This window comes from Qipengyuania profundimaris (assembly GCF_030717945.1).
Taxonomy (GTDB): Bacteria; Pseudomonadota; Alphaproteobacteria; order Sphingomonadales; family Sphingomonadaceae; genus Qipengyuania; species Qipengyuania profundimaris.
The window spans coordinates 1,583,423-1,601,135 of the sequence record NZ_JAVAIM010000001.1 but is presented as its reverse complement, the minus strand read 5'-3'; the positions used below and the strand labels follow the sequence as shown (position 1 = coordinate 1,601,135).

The window sequence follows — 17,713 nt, the reverse complement described above, 5'->3', positions numbered from 1 at the left end:
GGAACAGCGACCCCCGGCCTTCGTTCGTTTGCCATGCCGGAGCTACCCGAAAACGAAGCGCAACGCCTGACCCTCGAGCGCGAGTGTCTCAACCGCACCATCGAGGCGGTCGAGCTTGGAAGCGACACCGATTACATAGAGCTGCCCGGCGACAATGCGCGCCAGCGGCTGGTCGGCCACCAGCTCACGCAGACCAGGCGGCACGGAAAGAACATCTTTGCCGGATCGAAGACCGGTCCCTGGATTGCCGTGCATCTGGGCATGACCGGCAAACTCGTGGCATTCGATGCGTCGGAGGAGGTGCCCGAATACACCAAGCTGCTGATAATCTTCGAAGGCGACCGCCGGCTCGCCTTTCGCTGCCCGCGCAAGCTTGGCCATGTCCGCATTATCGACGACGTAGACAGTTACATCGAGAGCCAAAAGCTCGGCCCCGATGCGCTCGACATCGACAAGGCCGATTTCGTCGAAGCACTCGGCAGCACGCGCAGCGCGATCAAATCGGCGCTGATGAAACAGGAGCGGATGGCCGGGATCGGAAACCTCTGGTCCGACGAGATCCTATTCCAGACCGAGATCAACCCGGAGACCAGCGCCAATACGCTCGATGATGCAACGCTAGGCGCGATGCACACCGCGATGCGCCGTATCCTGCAAGGTGTCGTCGATACCGAAGCACATTATTCGCAGCTGCCGCGCAAATGGCTGATCCGCCACCGCGACAAGGGCGCAGAATGTCGACGCTGCGGAGGTGAGATCGCGACGGCCAAGGTAGGCGGGCGAACCGCCTATTACTGCAAGAGCCATCAATCGTAAGGAAATCCCCAAGTGGCGCGAGTGACGGGACTCGAACCCGCGACCTTCGGCGTGACAGGCCGACACTCTAACCAACTGAGCTACACCCGCGTAGCCACTTGGGAGCCGCGCAGTTAGGGCAGGCTCCGATTCCTGTCAATGCAGATCGCCACGCTTTTTTGAGCTTTTTTCGCCAATCCCGGAAGCGACCGGTTTTTACCCGATATTAACCCAACGCAGCGACCATCGAACCCATCGCAATCCGCGTGGGGAACGGGGGCTCGCAATGCTGAGAACAGCTTTTCTGGTCGTGTCGCTCACCATGCTCGCAGGCGGGGCGCTGGCAGCGCAATCGGCGCTGGATATCCAGACGCAGGCGTACCCACCCGTTACGACGCCGTGAGGCGCAGCGCGTTTAGCTGACGAGGATCAGGGCCGGCGCTTCCAGCAATTTCTTCAGCGCCTGCACGAAACTCGCTGCATCCCAGCCATCGACGACGCGATGGTCGCAGCTGATCGAAATGTTCATCAGCTTGCGCTTCTCGATCCGCTCCGCGCCATCGCTGCCGATGACGTACATCGGCCGCTCGATGATCCGGTTCGGACCAATGATCGCCACTTCCGGGCGGTTGATGACCGGCGTCGTCGCGACACCGCCCAGCGGGCCAAGCGAGGTTACGGTCAGCGTGCCGCCCTGCATCTCTTCCGACTTGGCAGTTCCGTTCCGTGCTGCATCGGCGAGGCGGGAAATCTCGTTTGCGAGCTGCCACAGGTTCTGCGCCTGCGCATTCTTGATGACCGGCACCATCAGACCCGCATCGGTCTGGGCCGCCATGCCCATGTGTACGGCGCCGTAACGCGTGACCACGCCGGCCTCGTCGTCATAGCGCGCATTGATCATCGGGAAGTCGGGCAGCGTCTTGCAGATCGCGGTAATCAGCATCGGCAGGATGGTCAGCTTCGGCTTGTCGCCGCGATTGGCGTTGAGCTGGGCGCGCAATTCCTCGAGGTCCGTAACGTCGACCTCTTCAACGTAAGAGAAGTGCGGGATGTTGCGCTTCGATGCGGCCATATTCTCGGCAATGCGACGGCGCATGCCGATGACCTTCTTTTCCTCGTCCTCGCGCGTGGGCGCAGCCGAGCCATAGCCCGAGTTGTAGGACAAGAACTGGTCGAGATCACCGTGGCGGACCCGGCCGTCCTCGGCAGGCTTCACCTGCGCCAGATCGACGCCGAGATCCTTGGCGCGCTTGCGCACGGCGGGGGTGGCGAGGACCTTCGTATCCGCTTTAGCCTCCGGTTTCGGAGCGGGTGTCGGCGACGGAGCAGGCGGCGGGCTCGGATCGGCCGCCATAGCATCGTCGGCATCGGAGGGGTCCGGATTCTCGACCTCGATCCGCTCTTCGACCTCTTCGTCCTTCGGCGCAGGTGCGGGCGTGGCCTCAGCGGCCGCGTCGTTTTCCTCGGCGACCTCGTCGGGCACTTCGCCCTCGACGTCGATCACAACCAACATCGAGCCGATCGAGACCATGTCGCCCTCGCCGCCGGCGATTTCGAGGATCTTGCCGTTGACCGGGCTTTCCATCGGCACGGTCGCCTTGTCGGTCATCATGTCGACGAATTCCTCGTCTTCCTGGACCGTGTCGCCGACCTGCTTGTGCCATTGCACGATTTCCGCTTCGGCGATGCCTTCGCCGATGTCGGGCATATTGAATGTGAACTTCGCCATTGCGGTTACTCCGCCAGAATCTTGTCGAGGGCCTCGCCGATACGGATCGGACCCGGGAAATACGCCCATTCGAGGCTGTGGGGATAAGGTGTGTCGAAGCCGGTCACACGCTCGACCGGCGCTTCGAGGTGATAGAAACACCGTTCGGTAACCAACGCGGAAAGTTCCGCGCCGAACCCGCTGGTGCGCGTTGCCTCGTGAACGATCAAGCAGCGCCCGGTGCGCTCGACCGATGCCTCGATCGCCTCGATGTCCAGCGGGACAAGCGTGCGCAGGTCGAGAATGTCGGCTTCGACGCCTTTTTGCTTGCACACCTCTTCGACCACATGGACCATGGTGCCATAGGCGAGGATCGTGACGCGATCGCCTTCTGTCACGCGCCGCGCTTTGCCGAGCGGGATGCTGTAGTGCCCTTCCGGCACGACGCTTTCGTCGAACCGCTTCCACGGCTGCGCGGGCTTGTCGTAATAGCCGGAGAACGGCCCGTTATAGATGCGCTTTGGCTCGAAGAAGATGACTGGGTCGTTGTCTTCGATCGCGCTAATCAGCAGGCCTTTGGCGTCATAGGGCGTTGACGGGATCACCGTCTTGAGGCCCGAAACATGGGTGAAGATCGCCTCTGGGCTCTGGCTATGCGTCTGCCCACCGAAAATACCTCCGCCGAACGGCGAGCGAACGGTCATCGGCGCAATATATTCGCCCGCCGAGCGATAGCGCAGCCGCGCCGCCTCGGAGATCAGTTGGTCGAGGCCGGGATAGATATAGTCGGCAAACTGGATTTCCGGCACCGGTCGCAAGCCATAGGCACCCATGCCCACCGCCACTGCAATGATGCCGCATTCGGAGATCGGCGTGTCGAAGACGCGGGTCTTGCCATATTTGTCCTGCAGGCCCGCGGTGCAGCGGAAGACCCCGCCGAAATAGCCGACGTCTTCCCCCATCACGACGACGTCGGGATCCTTTGCCATCGACACATCGAGGGCGTCGTTGATCGCCTCGATCATGTTCAGGCGGCGCTCCACGTCCTGCTCCTTTTCGGGCGCGTCCTTGGTCTGCGTCTCGCTCATGCGCCCTTCCCTCCGTTCGGGAGCCCTTCGGGGAATTTGGTCTCGCGCTCGTGGATCGCCTGTTCGGCCTGCTCCTTGAGATGCCAGGGCAGCTCTTCGAACACATCCTCGAACATGGTCCGGAACGGGTGATGGAGGCCATGGCCGAGGATGCCGTTGGCTTCGGCTTCCTTCGTCGTTTTCTTGACGTGCTCGGCCGCTTCGAGGTCCATCTTCTCCTGCCGCTCCTCGTCCCACTCTCCGAGCGCGACGAGGTGATCCTTGAGACGCGTAACCGGATCGCCGAGGGGCCATTCGGTGCGTTCCTGCGCGCTGCGATAGCCGGTCGGATCGTCGGAGGTAGAATGGCCTTCCGCGCGATACGTGAAGAATTCGATCAGGGTGGGGCCAGCATTGGCGCGGGCACGGTTGGCCGCCCACTGCTCGGCGGCATAGCAGGCCAGCGCATCGTTGCCATCGACGCGCAGACCGGCAAGGCCATACCCTAGCGCGCGTGCTGCGAATGTGGTGCGCTCGGCTCCGGCAAAGCCGCTGAAGCTGCTAATCGCCCACTGATTGTTGATGACGTTGAGAATGACCGGCGCATTGTAGACGGTCGCGAAGGTGCAGGCCGAGTGGAAATCGCCCTCCGCCGTGCTGCCCTCGCCCACCCAGGTTGCGGCAATCCGGCTGTCGCCCTTGATCGCGCTTGCCATCGCCCACCCCACGGCCTGCGGAGTCTGCGTGGCGAGATTGCCGCTTATGGTGAAGAAGCTGTGCTCGCGGCTCGAATACATGATCGGCAGCTGGCGGCCCTTCAGCTTGTCGCCCTTGTTCGAGTAGATCTGGTTGATCATCTCGATCATCGGATAGCCGCGCTGGATCAGGATGCCCTGCTGGCGATAGCTCGGGAAGACCATGTCGTCCGCCGCCAGTGCCATGGAGGCAGACACGCTGGTGGCCTCTTCGCCGGTGCATTTCATGTAGAAGCTGGTCTTGCCCTGCCGCTGCCCGCGAAACATGCGCTCGTCGAAGGCCCGGGTCATGGCCATATGGCCCAGCATCTTGCGCAGGGTTTCGGGATCGAGTTTCGGATCCCAGGCACCGTGCGCCTTGTTATCCTCGCCCAGCACACGGACGAGACCGTAGGCGAGCTCGTGCATGTCCTTCGGGTCGCAGGTTTCGTCGGGACGTATCGCCGTGCCGGCCTCGGGCACCTGCAAATGCGAGAAATCGACCGCGTCGCCGGGCCGGAACTTGGGTTCGGGTACGTGGAGCGACAGCTTGGGACGATTATCGCCCTGTCCGGCTCCGGTGGGCCTGTCGGCCATAGAAAACTCTCCCAGACGCAATCTTACGCGCAGGCGTTATATTATTTCACGCGCGCGAAACGGTCAAGGGATGCAGACCGCTCGGTCCGGATCACACGGCGACGGGCGCCTTGATGGGCCCTTGCGGCGTGTAGTCGCGAACCTCGAAATCCTCAATGCGATAGTCGAAGATCGTCGGCGGACGCCGCTTTATGGCAAGCGTCGGATGCCCGCGAGGTTCCCGCGAGAGCTGCTCCTCGATCAGGTGCTGGTGATTGAGATAGAGGTGCGTATCGCCGCCCATCCATACCAGCTCACCCGGTTCGAGATCGACCTGCTGGGCGATCATGCGCGCCAGCAGCGCTGCCGACCACAGGTTGAACGGCAAGCCGAGCGCGACATCGCAGCTGCGCTGGTAGAGCAGGCAATTCAGCCGGTCGCCCGCGACATGGAACTGGTAGGTCTTGTGGCACGGCGGCAAAGCCATCCGGTCGAGCTCCGCGACGTTCCAGCCCTCGATGATGTGGCGCCTGCTGCCGGGGTTGCTGCGGAGCGATTCGACCACTTCGGCAACCTGGTTGATGCCCTCACCCGGCTCGAACAGCCCGTCCTTGCGATAGCGATAGGTCGGCCAGTCGACCCATTGCTTGCCATAGACCGGACCAAGATCGCCCCAGCGCTGCGCAAAAGTCTCGTCCTCGGCAATCCGCTGCACGAACTCGTCGAGCGCGATGTCCTCGCCGGCCTCCTTGACGTAGCGCGCATGGGGCCACTCGTTCCAGATCTTGACGCCTTGCAGCACGAGCGGGCGGATATTGGTGTCGCCGGTGAGGAACCACAGCATCTCGCGGGTGGCCGTTTTCCAGTAGACCCGCTTGGTGGTCAGCAGCGGCATCGCTCCATCCGCCATGTCGAATCGCAGACTCGCGCCAAAGACCGATCGCGTGCCGATACCCGTGCGATCGCGCCGCTCGTCGCCTTCGCGCCAGATGCGCTGCATCAGGTCGAGATATTGCTGTTCGTAATGTGCGTTTTCCACACCACCGGCTCTATCCCGAAAATCGGCCAAATGCCCGCTTGCACGTGCGGCAATCCACACCTATAGGGCCGCCTCTGCCTCGCGGGGTCCGCCCCGCCACGCATCCGGTCGGGGAGTAGCTCAGCCTGGTAGAGCACTGTCTTCGGGAGGCAGGGGCCGGAGGTTCGAATCCTCTCTCCCCGACCAATTTCGTTCATCGCCGATCAACCCATTCTGCGTAACGACGCGGTGGACCGCGCCCGAGGGCGTCAGAGCAAAGGATGTCTTCGAGATGCTTCGCAAATTCGCCGTAGTCGCCCTGGTCGCCGCAGGTGCGATGTCTTTATCGGCCTGCAATACGGTGCGCGGGCTTGGCCAGGACATCCAATCGGTTGCAGACGCCGGAGACCGCGTCACCTGAAGGGCTGGCAAACGGGCGATTTCGCATGCCGTGCTTATCGCCTCGTTAACCCTCTAGTCGCTAGGGCTCCGCGGATGAGTGGGGCTCACCGATCATGTGGCTGATCAGGCATTTCGCGCGGCGATCGCGCGGATCGGACTGGCGCGCTTATTTCCTCATCGGATGCGTTGCCATCCTCGCCCTGCTATTGGCAGGAGCAAGCTGGAGCGCCCAGCGTTCGGCCAGTGAGCGTTCGGCCAACGAAGCCCGCCAGACGCAAACCCTGGAAGTGCTGCTCGAAACCGACCGGCTCCGCACCGCCGCCTTGCAGCAGATACGCGGCGAGCGCGGCTATTTGCTGACCGACGATCCGCTGTTCCTGCAGCCATATCGTACTGGCGTGAGAGATGCGCAGGATGCGCGGACGCGATTGGCGCAACTCATCGCAAACAACCCTGCGCAGACCAGGCGCCTTGCAGCCATGGAAGAGCAGTTCGAACGCCTAAACGCCGTATTTTCTGCCATGATCGAACAGCAAGAGACCGGCCGGAACGCCGAAGCGATCTTTTATATCCGCCAAGGTGCCGATCGACGGGCGATCGAGGCGATACTTGCTGGCCTCTCGGAGATCGAACGTGCCGAGCGCGAGTTGCTGCGTGAACAGACCTCCCTCGCCCAGCGCCGAGCACGCGAGAATGAACTCTATCAATACGGGCTGACCGGGATCGGCGCCCTTTTGCTGATCCTGGCAACGGTTGCCACGTTCTACATCCGCCGGGCCGTCGACGCCGAAGCGCAAGCGCGCCGTGAACTTCAACGGTTCGCCGCGACCGATGCGCTGACCGGACTGCCAAACCGGCGTAGTTTTATGGAAGCGCTAGGTCGAGCGCTCGAGCGTGCAGCAAACGATCCTTCCCGAAAGTTATGTGTCGCGATTTTCGATATCGATCACTTCAAGCGGATCAACGATCGTTTCGGTCATCCGGCCGGAGACGAGGTTATTCGCGAAGTCGGGGTCCGCGCCGACGACTCCCTACGAACGCGCGATTTCGTGGGCCGGATCGGCGGAGAGGAATTCGCAATCATCTTGCCCAAGGCAGATATCGAGGGGGCGAAGACTGTCTGCGAGCGCTTGCGCCTCGCCATCGACGGCAAACCGGTGCGCCATGGCGACGCGATTATCCCGTTCACGATCAGCGTGGGCGTAGCCGAATTCCAGTCCGACGACGACATCGACCATATCATGGCCCGCGCCGACGAAGCGCTCTACGAAGCCAAGACCGGCGGTCGCAATCAGGTCCGCGTCGCAGCCTGAGCACTTGCGTCGAGAGCTGATGGTGCCCAAGTTTGCGCCATGGCCAACACCAAAGTCCTTTTCGTCTGTCTCGGAAATATCTGCCGATCCCCCCTCGCCGAAGCGGCTTTTCGCAAGGCCGCAGAGGAAGCGGGTCTCGAAGTCGAGGTCGATAGCGCCGGGACTGCCGATTACCATGTCGGCGAGCCGCCCGATCCGCGGAGCATTGAGGAGGCGCAGCGCCAAGGAATCGACATTCGCGCCTTTCGCGGACGCCAGCTGGCAGCGGAAGACTTCCACGAGTTCGATTTCATCCTCGGCATGGACAAGTCGAACATGCAGAACATCGCGCAGCGCGATCCCGGCGATGGCAAGGCGAAGGTGGCGATGCTGCTCGATCTCGTGCCCGGCCAGAACGGCAGGGAGGTCGGCGATCCCTATTACGGCGGGGCCGACGGGTTCCGGCAGACTTGGGCCGAGGTGCAAGCTGGAGCAAACGCATTGGTCGCTGTGCTGATCGATCGGAATGGCTGACGACACAGAAGATCCGCGCGACCGCCATCGCTCGGTGCCCTCATCCCGCGCGGGCCGACTGGCTGGCTTCACGCGCCTTGCCGGAGGGGTGGCCGGGGGCATGCTGAGCGAGGGAGCGCGGCGGCTCGCGGCGGGCGAGCGCCCCCGGATCGACCAGCTGATCCTGACACCGGGCAATGCAATGCGGCTTGCCGATCGCCTGTCGCATTTGCGCGGTGCGGCCATGAAGCTGGGTCAGATGATCTCTATGGACGCAGGAGATTTCCTGCCGCCGGAGCTGGCGGAGATACTTGCGCGCCTCCGCGAACGAGCCGACTTTATGCCGCCCCGCCAGCTCGACAAGGTCTTGAGTGCGGAATGGGGGAAGGACTGGCGACGGCAGTTCCGCCGGTTCGAGCCGCGCCCGATCGCTGCTGCATCCATCGGCCAGGTCCACCGCGCTTTGACACCAGACGGGCGGTCATTGGCGGTCAAAGTGCAATATCCCGGGATCGCCCAGAGTATCGATTCCGACGTCGACAATGTCGCCTCGCTGCTCAAGATCGCCGGGCTGCTTCCGAAGGAACTGGACATCGGCCCGCTTCTCGCGGCTGCCAAACAGCAATTGCACGAAGAGGCCGATTATCGGCGCGAAGGCGAGATGATGCAGGCTTTCGCCGAGCGCTTGCGCGATGACGACCGCTTCATAGTACCGGAGCTGGACACGGAGCTGAACCGCGACCGGGTCTTGGTGATGAGTTTCGAGGAAGGGCGTCCGATAGAAACTCTGGCCGATGAGACCCAAGGAACTATCGATCGCATCTTCACAAACCTAATCGAGCTGGTTGCCAGCGAATTGTTCGAATTCGGGCTGATGCAGACCGATCCGAATTTCGCCAATTACCGCTATCGCTCGGACACGGAACAGATCGTCCTGCTGGATTTCGGTGCGGCGCGGCAAATCGATCCGGCTATCGCCCTGTCCTACCGGCGCCTGCTGATGGCTGGGCTCGCCGAGGATCGCGAGCAGGTACGCGAAGAAGCCATCACAGCCGGCTTCATCAATCCTCGCGCGGTGGAACGTCACCCGGACCGGGTCGACAAGGCTATCGACATTATCGTGACCGAGATGGCCCGACAGGAAAAACTCGACTTCGGCGACCGCGCCTTTGTTCCCGAAATTCGCGATACCGTTATGCCGATCGCGCAGGATCGCGAGAGTTGGCACCTGCCGCCGGCGGAGACGCTCTTCGTCCAGCGCAAGGTCAGCGGCACGGCTCTGCTTGGCGCAAGGCTTAAAGCGCGGGTCGATGTGCGCGGTATCGTCGAAGCGACGTTTGCGAGGACTGCTTGACGACCGATCGAGAGCCAGTCGAGCAGATTACCAGCAGTGCAATCGCCGAACAGACGCCCCTGCCCGGCGGCGACATCTCCGGCGCGAGCCTCGCGACTCTCACCGATGGCCGCAGGGTCGTGATCAAACGCGGTCCGATGGTCGAGGCCGAAGGGCGCATGCTCCGCGCCATGGCAGAAACCGGCGCGCCGGTCCCGGCGGTACACGGATGGCGATCGCATTGCCTGGTCATGGAAAACATTGAGAGCGGCGCAATCGATGCTCACGATCGCTGGCAAGCACTTGCCGAGACCCTGCTTTGCCTGACTGGTAGCTACGATGAAGCATTCGGTTGGGACGAGGATTACGCGCTCAAACATGTCGAGGTGCCGAACTCTCGTTCCGGCAACTGGGCGGATTTCTGGCGCGACAATCGGTTGCTCTGCCACCTGCCGCATCTCGATGCGGAGGTGGCCAAACGCGTAGTGGCGCTCGCTGAGCGATTGCACGACCTTCTTCCGTCTGCACCCGCTCCCGCACTTGTCCACGGCGATTTGTGGGGCGGCAACATCGTCCACGCAAACGATGGCCGCGCCGTCCTGATCGACCCTTGCGCCTATATCGGCCACCGCGAAGTCGATGCGGCCTCGCTCACCATGTTCGACAATCCGCCGTCCGCGTTCTTCGATGCTCTGCAGCTAGATCACGGTTGGCAGGGGCGCCAGCCGATCTATCGCCTGTGGATGTGGCTGGTCCACGTTCGGCTATTCGGTGCAAGCTATCGCAGCGCCGTCACGCGCGAACTGGATTTGCTCGGCTTCTAGCCGCCCCGAAGCGTCCTCACGCCGTAGTCCCGTTCGAAGAGATAGAGCAGCACTCTTGCCGCTTCGCCTCGCTTGCCTTCGAGACCGCCGTCCCGCTCCATGAGAAGCCGCGCATCGTCATAGGCCTTCGGCAGTAGCTGGGTGATCTGGTCGAGGCTGGCGACGGTGAAAGGTGTGTCGCCCGATTGCCGCGTGCCGAGCAATTCCCCGCCGCCGCGCAGGCGCAGATCTTCTTCCGCAAGCAGGAAACCGTCCTGCGTCTGGCGCATCAGTTTCAGCCGTTCCTGAGCGGTCTCGGACAGGTTCTCGCCATGCAGCAAGACGCAGAAGCTCTTCTCGCTGCCCCGCCCCACGCGTCCACGCAACTGGTGAAGCTGCGCGAGACCGAAGCGCTCGGCCTGTTCGATCACCATCAGCGTCGCATTGGGCACGTCCACGCCGACTTCGATAACGGTCGTCGCCACCAACAGCTTCGCATCGCCGCTGGCGAACCGCTCCATTGCCGCATCTTTAATCTCGGGCGCGAGTTGGCCGTGCACCAAGACGACATCCTTGCCGAACCGCTCCTTAAGCGCAGAATAGCGCGCTTCGGCGGCCGCGATTTCCTCGGGCCGGTCCAGTTCGCGGACCATGGGGCACACCCAGTAGGCCTGCCGCCCTTCCGCAATCTGGGCGGTGAGACGATCGACCAGCGGGCCGATCTTGTCCTGCCCCATCACGACGGTATCGATCGCCTGTCGGCCCGGCGGCAGTTCGTCGAGCTTGCTGACATCGAGCTCGCCATATTGCGCCAGCGTCAGCGTGCGCGGGATCGGCGTGGCGGTCATTGCCAACACATGCGGAGCGCGCTTGCCCTTGCTGGCAAGCATGAGCCGCTGGCCGACCCCGAACCGATGCTGCTCGTCGATCACGACCATGGCGAGATTGCGATAGGCGACCTTGTCCTGAAAGATCGCATGGGTGCCGACCACGATGTCAACACTACCGTCGAGCAAACCCATCAGCGTCGCCTCGCGCGCCCTGCCCTTGTCGCGCCCGGTCAGCAGCGCGACATGCGCGCCGGTAGGTTCGGCCATCCGGCGCAGGCTCTCGTAGTGCTGTCTTGCGAGGATTTCGGTCGGGGCCAGCAGCGCGGCTTGCGCGCCCGCCTCCACCGCAATCAGCATGGCTTCCAGCGCGACCACCGTTTTGCCCGCACCGACATCGCCTTGCAGCAGCCGCAGCATGGGCGCCTCCTGCGCCATGTCGCCCTCGATCTCGGCAATCGAACGCTTTTGCGCGCCAGTCAAAGGGAACGAAAGTTCGAGCCGTCCACGATAGCTGCCGTCGCCTTGCAGCGCCTGGCCGCGCCGCTTGCGATTGTCTGCGCGCACCAGCATTAGAGCCAAGCTGTTGGCGAGCAGCTCATCATAGGCGAGCCTGTCGCGCGCGGCTTTGTTCTCGCCCTTGTGGGCCAGTACCAGCGCATCGCGCCACGCGGGCCACTCTTCCTTGTCGAGCTGCGAAGCGTCGATCCATTCGGGCAGTTCAGGCGTACGCTCCAGCGCTTGCTCGACCAGCCCCGCGACCTTCGGCTGAGTGAGGCCTTCGGAGAGGCGATAGACCGGCTCGCACAGGCGCTGGAGGCTCTCGCCGCCTTCTTCCAAAACATGGTCCGGATGGACGATCTGCAGCATGTCGCCGAAGCGTTCCAGCCTGCCTGCCACCCAGCGCGTCTCGCTAACCGGTAGCTGCTTTTTCGCAGTGTAGGACGCGCGCCCGAAATACGTCAGCGCGAGGATATTACCGATCGCATCCTGTGCCAGCACCCGGTAGGGCGCGCGCGGACTGCGGCTGGCGCGATGTTCAGTGACAGTCAGCTTGACGACGATCTGCTCGCCCTCGCCGGCCTCGTCGATGTTGCCGACTGCGCGGCGGGTCACGAAGCGTTCGGGTAGGTGATAATCGAGATCGCGTATTCGCGTGAGGCCGAGGCGCCCAAGCGGTTTCTTCAGCTTCGGCCCGACGCCGTCGAGCGTTTCCGTTTCGGCAAACAGCGGATTGAGGACATCGGGGCGCATGGCCGGTCGCTACCAACTTCCGCCCGTCATTGCGAGGAGCCGGAGGCGACGCAGCAATCCATCTCCAAGGCTGTCCACAGCTCAGGCGTCGCACGATGGATTGCTTCGCTTCGCTCGCAATGACTGTTGAAACGCCGAGAGGCGTGCCCTAATCGCTCCCCATGCCCGAGATGCTCACCTTCGATGGCCGCAAGCAGCGCGCGAAGTTTCGCGCCTGGCACCGCGGCACGCGCGAGGCCGATTACATGATCGGCGGCTTTTTCGATCGCTACAGCGCGGACTGGTCCGAAGAAGAGCTCGCATGGTTCGAAATGCTGCTCGAGGAAGACGATGTGGACGTCATGGCTTGGGCGCTAAAGACCCAGCCCACCCCGCCGCGCTTCCAGGGCGAGTTGATGGAAGCGATGCAGGAACTCGATTACGTCGACATTCCGCGTTGACGGGCAGCCTGCGGGCACTATCTCCCCAGTGACGAATTACTGAAGCACCCCCTTCCCGACCGGGCCGGGGGGCACTCGTGCGTGTGCGACAGGCTGCGCCCCGACGACAGGATCCCGATGCCCGACCTTTCCCGTATCCTGAAAGCCGATACCCCGCTCACGCTGGCGCAAGTCGCGCGCGGCGCGCAACCGCTCGTGATGGCCGACCTCGCGCGTGCCAGCACTGGCCGTGCCGTGTTCATCGCGCCCGACGATGCTGCGATGCGCGGAATCGTCGATGCAGCAGCCTTCTTCGCGCCCGAGTTGGAAGTGATCGAGTTCCCGGCATGGGACTCGCTTCCCTACGACCGTGCCAGCCCCGCCTTGTCGATCAGCGCGCGGCGACTTGCTGCGCTCCACCGGCTGCAGACAGGCAAGGCGAAGGCCCAACTGGTCGTAACGACGGCCAACGCCGTGCTCCAACGCGTGCTCACCCCTTTCCGTATTCGCGAGAGTGTGCGCGAGTTCAAACCGGGCACGGAGATCGGCCGCGAGAGCCTGTCGCTGCTGCTGCAGAAACAGGGCTACAGCCGCACCGATACGGTCATCGACAAGGGCGAGTATGCCATCCGCGGGTCGATCGTGGACGTCTTTCCCAGCGGGCTGGACGAAGCGCTGCGGCTCGATTTCTTCGGCGACGAACTGGAAAGCCTGCGCAGCTTCGATCCCACCACGCAGATGAGCACCGGACGGCTCGCCAACCATTTACTCCTACCCGCCAGCGAAGCGCTGCTGGACGAGGACAGCATCAAGCGTTTCCGCAGCCGCTATCGCGAAATGTTCGGAGCCAATGCTACGCAGGACCCGCTCTACGAAGCGGTCAGCGAGGGGCGCAGGCTCGCCGGTATGGAGCATTGGCTGCCGCTGTTCGAGGATAAGCTGGTCACGATGTTCGACCACCTCGGCAAAGACGATGTCGTGGTCATCGACAACGCCTCGCTTGCTGCGGCGGAAGAGCGGCTGAAGGATATCGGCGATTATCATGACCAGCGAACCGCGATCAGCGGACAGGCGAAGGGCAATTACCGCCCGCTGAAGCCCGACGCGCTCTACCTCACCGAAGACGAGTTCAAGTCCGCCCTCGCCGATGCGCCCGCCCATCGCGCGACCAGTTTCGACGAACCGGAAAGCGACAAGGTTATCGACTTCGGTTTCCGCTCCGGCCGCGATTTCGCGCCCGAGCGGGCGCGCGGCGACAATGTCTATCCGGTGCTGGCCGACCATCTGAAAGCCATCGGCAAAGCCAACAAGCGCCCGCTGCTGGCGACCTATTCCAAGGGCAGCCGTTCACGCATCGTCTCTATCCTCAACGAGGCCGGTGTTACGGTGCAACTGGCCGATAGCTGGCAGGAAGCGCTTGGGCAGTCAGCAAATGGCAAGCCTTCGGCGATGATCTTGCCCGTCGAGGCCAGCTTCGCGAATGACGAACTGGAGCTGCTGACCGAGCAGGACATCCTCGGTGACCGGCTGGTGCGCCGCAAGCGCAAGCGCAAGGATGCCGACGCCTTCCTCGCCGAACTGCAGGCGCTCAGCGTCGGCGACCTGATCGTTCATACCGAACACGGCATCGGCAAGTATCTAGGCCTCGAACCCATCCCGGTCGGCAAGTCGAAGCACGACTGCGTCCAGCTCGAGTATCGCGGCGGCGACAAACTGTTCATTCCGGTCGAGAACATTGACGTGCTCAGCCGCTACGGTTCTTCCGAGGAAGCGGTGCAGCTCGACAGGCTGGGCGGAGAAGCATGGCAGAAACGCCGTGCCCGACTGAAAGAGCGCATCCGTGAGATCGCGGGCGAGTTGATGCAGGTCGCCGCTCAGCGTGCGCTCAAGAAGGCGCCGGTGCTCGAAGTGGAAGACGGGCCGTACAACCAGTTCCTCGACCGCTTCCAGTATGAGGAAACCGACGATCAGGAGCGCGCGATCGAAGACGTGCTGCGTGATCTCGAAAGCGGCAGGCCGATGGATCGGCTGGTGTGCGGCGATGTCGGCTTCGGCAAGACCGAGGTCGCCCTGCGCGCTGCCTTCGTCGCCGCGATGAACGGCCAACAGGTCGCCGTGGTTGCCCCCACCACCCTGCTCGCCCGCCAGCATTTCGAGAATTTCAGCCAGCGCTTTGGCGGCTTTCCCCTCAAGGTCGGGCGGCTGTCTCGACTGGTGGGCTCTAAAGAAACGAAAGAGACGCGCGACGGTCTCGAAAACGGCGACGTCGACATCGTCGTCGGCACGCACGCGATCCTGTCCAAGCAGACCAAGTTCAAGAACCTCGGCCTCGTCATCGTGGACGAAGAACAGCGCTTTGGGGTGACGCATAAGGAGAAGCTCAAACAGCTGCGCGCCGATGTGCACATGCTGACCCTGACCGCCACGCCGATCCCGCGCACATTGCAGATGGCGATGACGGGCCTGCGCGAACTTTCCACCATCCAGACTCCGCCAGTCGATCGTCTAGCTGTGCGGACCTACGTAATGGAATGGGATGACATGGTGATGCGCGAAGCGCTGTTACGCGAGCACCATCGCGGCGGGCAGAGCTTCATCGTGGTGCCACGGATTTCCGACATGGAACAGGTGTCCGACTGGCTCCATGAGAATGTGCCCGAGGTCAAGTTCGTCGCCGCTCACGGCCAGATGAACGCGGGCGAGATCGAGGAGCGAATGAGCGCCTTCTACGAGGGTAAATACGATGTGCTGCTGGCGACCACGATTGTCGAAAGCGGCCTCGATTTGCCGAGCGCGAATACGATCATTATACACCGCGCGGACATCTTCGGCCTTGCCCAGCTCTATCAGTTGCGCGGTCGCGTGGGCCGCTCGAAACTGCGCGCCTATGCCTATCTCACTTACGCCGCCGACACACAGTTGAGCGAGGTCGCCGAGAAGCGGCTGAAAGTCCTGGGCGATCTCGACAGCCTCGGCGCCGGGTTCCAGCTGGCGAGCCACGATCTCGACATTCGCGGGGCAGGCAACCTTCTGGGCGACGAACAGTCGGGCCATATCCGCGAGGTCGGCTTCGAACTCTACCAATCGATGCTCGAGGACGCGATCCTTGCAGCCAAGGCCGGTGAACTGGGCCTCGAGGCCAAGCCGGAGCGCGTCAGTCCGCAAATTACGGTCGATGCCCCGATCATGATTCCGGAGGATTACGTGCCGGACCTCGCCGTCCGCATGGCTCTCTACCGCCGTCTTAACGATGCCGAGGACAAGGCTGAAATCGAGGCGCTCGCCGCCGAAATGATCGACCGCTTCGGCGATCTGCCGCCCGCGACCGCGAACCTCGTCCGCCTGATCGAGATCAAGCATCAGGCCATCGAGGCGAACGTCGCCAAGATCGACGTCGGCGCGCAGGGCACGCTGGTGACCTTCCATAATGACGATTTTCCCGACGGCCCCGGCCTGATCTCTTATGTCGATCGCCTGCAGGGAACGGCCAAGCTGCGGCCCGACATGAAGCTGGTCATCAGCCGCGCATGGAATTCGCCGGAGAGCAGGCTGAACGGCCTGTTCCAATTGACGAAGGGGCTATCGGGGATCGTGCGGAAAGCACAAAAGCGCGAGAAGAAGGCGGCCTAAGCCTCTGCCAGCTCTAGAAATTCCTGCGCTGTCATGGGTTCGGCGCGCAGGAAACCCTGATAATATTCGCAGCCCTCTGCGGCAATCAGCGCGCGCTGCTCTTCCTTCTCCACGCCTTCCACCACGACCGCGAGATCGAGCGCGCTGGCCATCGCGATGATGGCGCGAAAGACCGCGAGGTCGCGATCGTCCTCCAGAACGCCGTCGATCATCGAGCGGTCGAGCTTGATGCAGTCGATCGGCAGCACCTTGAGGTAGCGGAAATTGCAGAAGCCCGCGCCGAAATCGTCGAGCGCCAGGCGGATGTCGAAAATCTTGAGTTGGTCGAGCACATGTCCGACCCTGTCGAGATCGGCGAGCAGGACCTGCTCGATGATTTCCAGCGTGATGCGCGACATGGAAAAGCCGATCCGCTCGGCCAGTCGGGCAAATTCCATCGCAAAGCTGTCGGCGGCGAGATCAGCAGGAGTGATGTTTAGCGAAAGCCGCAGATGCTCGGGCCAATGCACCGCCTGCTCCAGCGCCCGCTGTGCGATATGGCGCGAAAGATGCGCGACGTGATCCGCGCGCTCGGCAATCTGGAACAGCGATCCCGCCCCGACGCGCCCGATGGTGGGATGGTGCCACCTCGCCAGCGCCTCGGCCCCGATCATCTTGTCGTCGGCCAGCGCATACTGCGGCTGGAACAGGATCTCGATCTCGTCCTTGTCGATCGCGGCGAGCAAATCGGCCTCCAGATCGCGGAACGACCGGCCAGAGAGTTCGATTTCGCCGCTCGACCAGTCAATCCTGCGCCCCTGCCCCTGCCGCATACTGTTCGCCATTTCGGACAATCGATCGAAAATCCGCTCCGGAGAATCGTCTTCTGTCGCACGTAACAAGACCACGCGCGGCCACAGGCGCAGGCTTCCGACATCGTCTCCCGGGCTGGCGATCGGCATGGCGATCGCATCGGCAAGTGCTTCGGCGAGCCATTCCCAGCGTTCGCGGCTGCATTGCTGACGCGACAGCAGGAGGAAACTCCCGCCGCTGATCCGCGCCGCCAGCCACGCCATGCTGTCGAGCTCGTCGGCGGCGAAATGCTTGATGCGCTGCGCCACTTCGACCAGCGCGCCGTCGCCCGCGCTTTCGCCGAAGGCCACGTTGACGGTGTCGATCCGGCCGAGCGTAATCATCATCGCATGGATCGGGCACGGGATCGTGTCCTGCGGCCAATCGCGCTGCCACCGCGCAATGGTCGCGCGTGCTTCTTCCAGATCGGCCAGGCCGGTCAGGCTATCGCGCGACTCTCTTGTATTGTCTTGGGGCAGCGTTGCCATGGGAACGTTCCTATCCGCTTTAC

The 17,713-nt window shown here is 62.9% G+C and carries 14 protein-coding genes and 2 tRNA genes; 9 read left to right on the top strand and 7 right to left on the bottom strand.

Going from position 1 to position 17,713, the window contains the following annotated elements; genetic code table 11:
- Nucleotides 1-33 precede the first annotated feature (33 nt).
- Nucleotides 34-816, top strand: a complete 783-nt coding sequence (locus tag Q9K02_RS07865; RefSeq protein ID WP_305932396.1) for an Fpg/Nei family DNA glycosylase — start codon at nt 34-36, stop codon at nt 814-816.
- Between the two features lie 13 nt (nt 817-829).
- Here Q9K02_RS07865 and Q9K02_RS07860 read toward each other — a convergent pair.
- From Q9K02_RS07860 to thyA, 5 genes are all read right to left on the bottom strand, one after another.
- Nucleotides 830-906: transfer RNA gene (locus tag Q9K02_RS07860), tRNA-Asp, on the bottom strand.
- A 304-nt stretch (nt 907-1,210) separates the two neighbouring features.
- Nucleotides 1,211-2,524: a dihydrolipoamide acetyltransferase family protein gene (locus Q9K02_RS07855; protein WP_305932395.1), complete on the bottom strand. Its 1,314-nt coding sequence runs from the start codon at nt 2,522-2,524 to the stop codon at nt 1,211-1,213.
- Between the two features lie 5 nt (nt 2,525-2,529).
- Nucleotides 2,530-3,591, bottom strand: a complete 1,062-nt coding sequence (locus Q9K02_RS07850) for an alpha-ketoacid dehydrogenase subunit beta (RefSeq protein ID WP_305932394.1) — start codon at nt 3,589-3,591, stop codon at nt 2,530-2,532.
- Nucleotides 3,588-4,901, bottom strand: coding sequence for a 3-methyl-2-oxobutanoate dehydrogenase (2-methylpropanoyl-transferring) subunit alpha (locus Q9K02_RS07845; protein ID WP_305932393.1), 1,314 nt, complete (start codon nt 4,899-4,901; stop codon nt 3,588-3,590). Before Q9K02_RS07845 ends, Q9K02_RS07850 begins: the two co-directional genes overlap by 4 nt.
- 91 nt (nt 4,902-4,992) lie before the next feature.
- The gene (gene thyA / locus Q9K02_RS07840; RefSeq protein ID WP_305932392.1) at nt 4,993-5,949 is read right to left on the bottom strand and encodes a thymidylate synthase; all 957 of its coding nucleotides are present in this window, start codon (nt 5,947-5,949) and stop codon (nt 4,993-4,995) included.
- Between the two features lie 79 nt (nt 5,950-6,028).
- Between thyA and Q9K02_RS07835 the strand changes: the two genes are divergently transcribed.
- The 6 genes from Q9K02_RS07835 to Q9K02_RS07810 all read left to right on the top strand — a co-directional run bounded on the left by Q9K02_RS07835 (nt 6,029) and on the right by Q9K02_RS07810 (nt 10,262).
- Nucleotides 6,029-6,105, top strand: a tRNA-Pro gene (locus tag Q9K02_RS07835).
- Between the two features lie 85 nt (nt 6,106-6,190).
- Nucleotides 6,191-6,319 (top strand): Entericidin EcnA/B family protein, encoded by a 129-nt coding sequence (locus tag Q9K02_RS07830; RefSeq protein ID WP_305932391.1) that lies wholly within the window; start codon nt 6,191-6,193, stop codon nt 6,317-6,319.
- A gap of 94 nt (nt 6,320-6,413) precedes the next feature.
- Nucleotides 6,414-7,613, top strand: a complete 1,200-nt coding sequence (locus Q9K02_RS07825; RefSeq protein ID WP_305932390.1) for a GGDEF domain-containing protein — start codon at nt 6,414-6,416, stop codon at nt 7,611-7,613.
- Between the two features lie 39 nt (nt 7,614-7,652).
- Nucleotides 7,653-8,126, top strand: a complete 474-nt coding sequence (locus tag Q9K02_RS07820) for a low molecular weight protein-tyrosine-phosphatase (RefSeq protein WP_305932389.1) — start codon at nt 7,653-7,655, stop codon at nt 8,124-8,126.
- A complete protein-coding gene (locus tag Q9K02_RS07815; protein ID WP_305932388.1) occupies nt 8,119-9,459 on the top strand; it encodes an ABC1 kinase family protein in 1,341 nt (446 codons plus the stop codon). The genes Q9K02_RS07820 and Q9K02_RS07815 overlap by 8 nt, the downstream gene beginning before the upstream one ends.
- Nucleotides 9,456-10,262: a fructosamine kinase family protein gene (locus tag Q9K02_RS07810; protein WP_305932387.1), complete on the top strand. Its 807-nt coding sequence runs from the start codon at nt 9,456-9,458 to the stop codon at nt 10,260-10,262. The genes Q9K02_RS07815 and Q9K02_RS07810 overlap by 4 nt, the downstream gene beginning before the upstream one ends.
- On the opposite strand, the gene recG is transcribed toward Q9K02_RS07810, so the two are convergent.
- Nucleotides 10,259-12,322, bottom strand: a complete 2,064-nt coding sequence (recG, locus tag Q9K02_RS07805) for an ATP-dependent DNA helicase RecG (RefSeq protein WP_305932386.1) — start codon at nt 12,320-12,322, stop codon at nt 10,259-10,261. The genes Q9K02_RS07810 and recG overlap by 4 nt on opposite strands.
- Nucleotides 12,323-12,483: 161 nt before the next feature.
- Between recG and Q9K02_RS07800 the strand changes: the two genes are divergently transcribed.
- The gene (locus tag Q9K02_RS07800) at nt 12,484-12,762 is read left to right on the top strand and encodes an FAD assembly factor SdhE (protein WP_305932385.1); all 279 of its coding nucleotides are present in this window, start codon (nt 12,484-12,486) and stop codon (nt 12,760-12,762) included.
- A 117-nt stretch (nt 12,763-12,879) separates the two neighbouring features.
- Nucleotides 12,880-16,371 (top strand): transcription-repair coupling factor, encoded by a 3,492-nt coding sequence (gene mfd / locus Q9K02_RS07795; RefSeq protein ID WP_305932384.1) that lies wholly within the window; start codon nt 12,880-12,882, stop codon nt 16,369-16,371.
- Here mfd and Q9K02_RS07790 read toward each other — a convergent pair.
- On the bottom strand, nt 16,368-17,690 hold the full coding sequence (locus tag Q9K02_RS07790) for a GGDEF domain-containing phosphodiesterase (RefSeq protein WP_305932383.1): 1,323 nt from the start codon (nt 17,688-17,690) through the stop codon (nt 16,368-16,370). The two genes, mfd and Q9K02_RS07790, sit on opposite strands and share 4 nt — an antisense overlap.
- Between the last annotated feature and the right edge of the window lie 23 nt (nt 17,691-17,713).

Excerpts from the sequence above, each read along its gene's own strand:
- Q9K02_RS07830 (WP_305932391.1), top strand. The coding sequence starts at position 6,191 with ATGCTTCGCAAATTCGCCGTAGTCGCCCTGGTCGCCGCAGGTGCGATG.
- mfd (WP_305932384.1), top strand. The coding sequence starts at position 12,880 with ATGCCCGACCTTTCCCGTATCCTGAAAGCCGATACCCCGCTCACGCTG.
- Q9K02_RS07800 (WP_305932385.1), top strand. The coding sequence starts at position 12,484 with ATGCCCGAGATGCTCACCTTCGATGGCCGCAAGCAGCGCGCGAAGTTT.
- Q9K02_RS07825 (WP_305932390.1), top strand. The coding sequence starts at position 6,414 with ATGTGGCTGATCAGGCATTTCGCGCGGCGATCGCGCGGATCGGACTGG.
- Q9K02_RS07845 (WP_305932393.1), bottom strand. The coding sequence starts at position 4,901 with ATGGCCGACAGGCCCACCGGAGCCGGACAGGGCGATAATCGTCCCAAG.
- Q9K02_RS07790 (WP_305932383.1), bottom strand. The coding sequence starts at position 17,690 with ATGGCAACGCTGCCCCAAGACAATACAAGAGAGTCGCGCGATAGCCTG.
- Q9K02_RS07815 (WP_305932388.1), top strand. The coding sequence starts at position 8,119 with ATGGCTGACGACACAGAAGATCCGCGCGACCGCCATCGCTCGGTGCCC.
- Q9K02_RS07820 (WP_305932389.1), top strand. The coding sequence starts at position 7,653 with ATGGCCAACACCAAAGTCCTTTTCGTCTGTCTCGGAAATATCTGCCGA.
- Q9K02_RS07855 (WP_305932395.1), bottom strand. The coding sequence starts at position 2,524 with ATGGCGAAGTTCACATTCAATATGCCCGACATCGGCGAAGGCATCGCC.
- recG (WP_305932386.1), bottom strand. The coding sequence starts at position 12,322 with ATGCGCCCCGATGTCCTCAATCCGCTGTTTGCCGAAACGGAAACGCTC.
- Q9K02_RS07865 (WP_305932396.1), top strand. The coding sequence starts at position 34 with ATGCCGGAGCTACCCGAAAACGAAGCGCAACGCCTGACCCTCGAGCGC.
- Q9K02_RS07850 (WP_305932394.1), bottom strand. The coding sequence starts at position 3,591 with ATGAGCGAGACGCAGACCAAGGACGCGCCCGAAAAGGAGCAGGACGTG.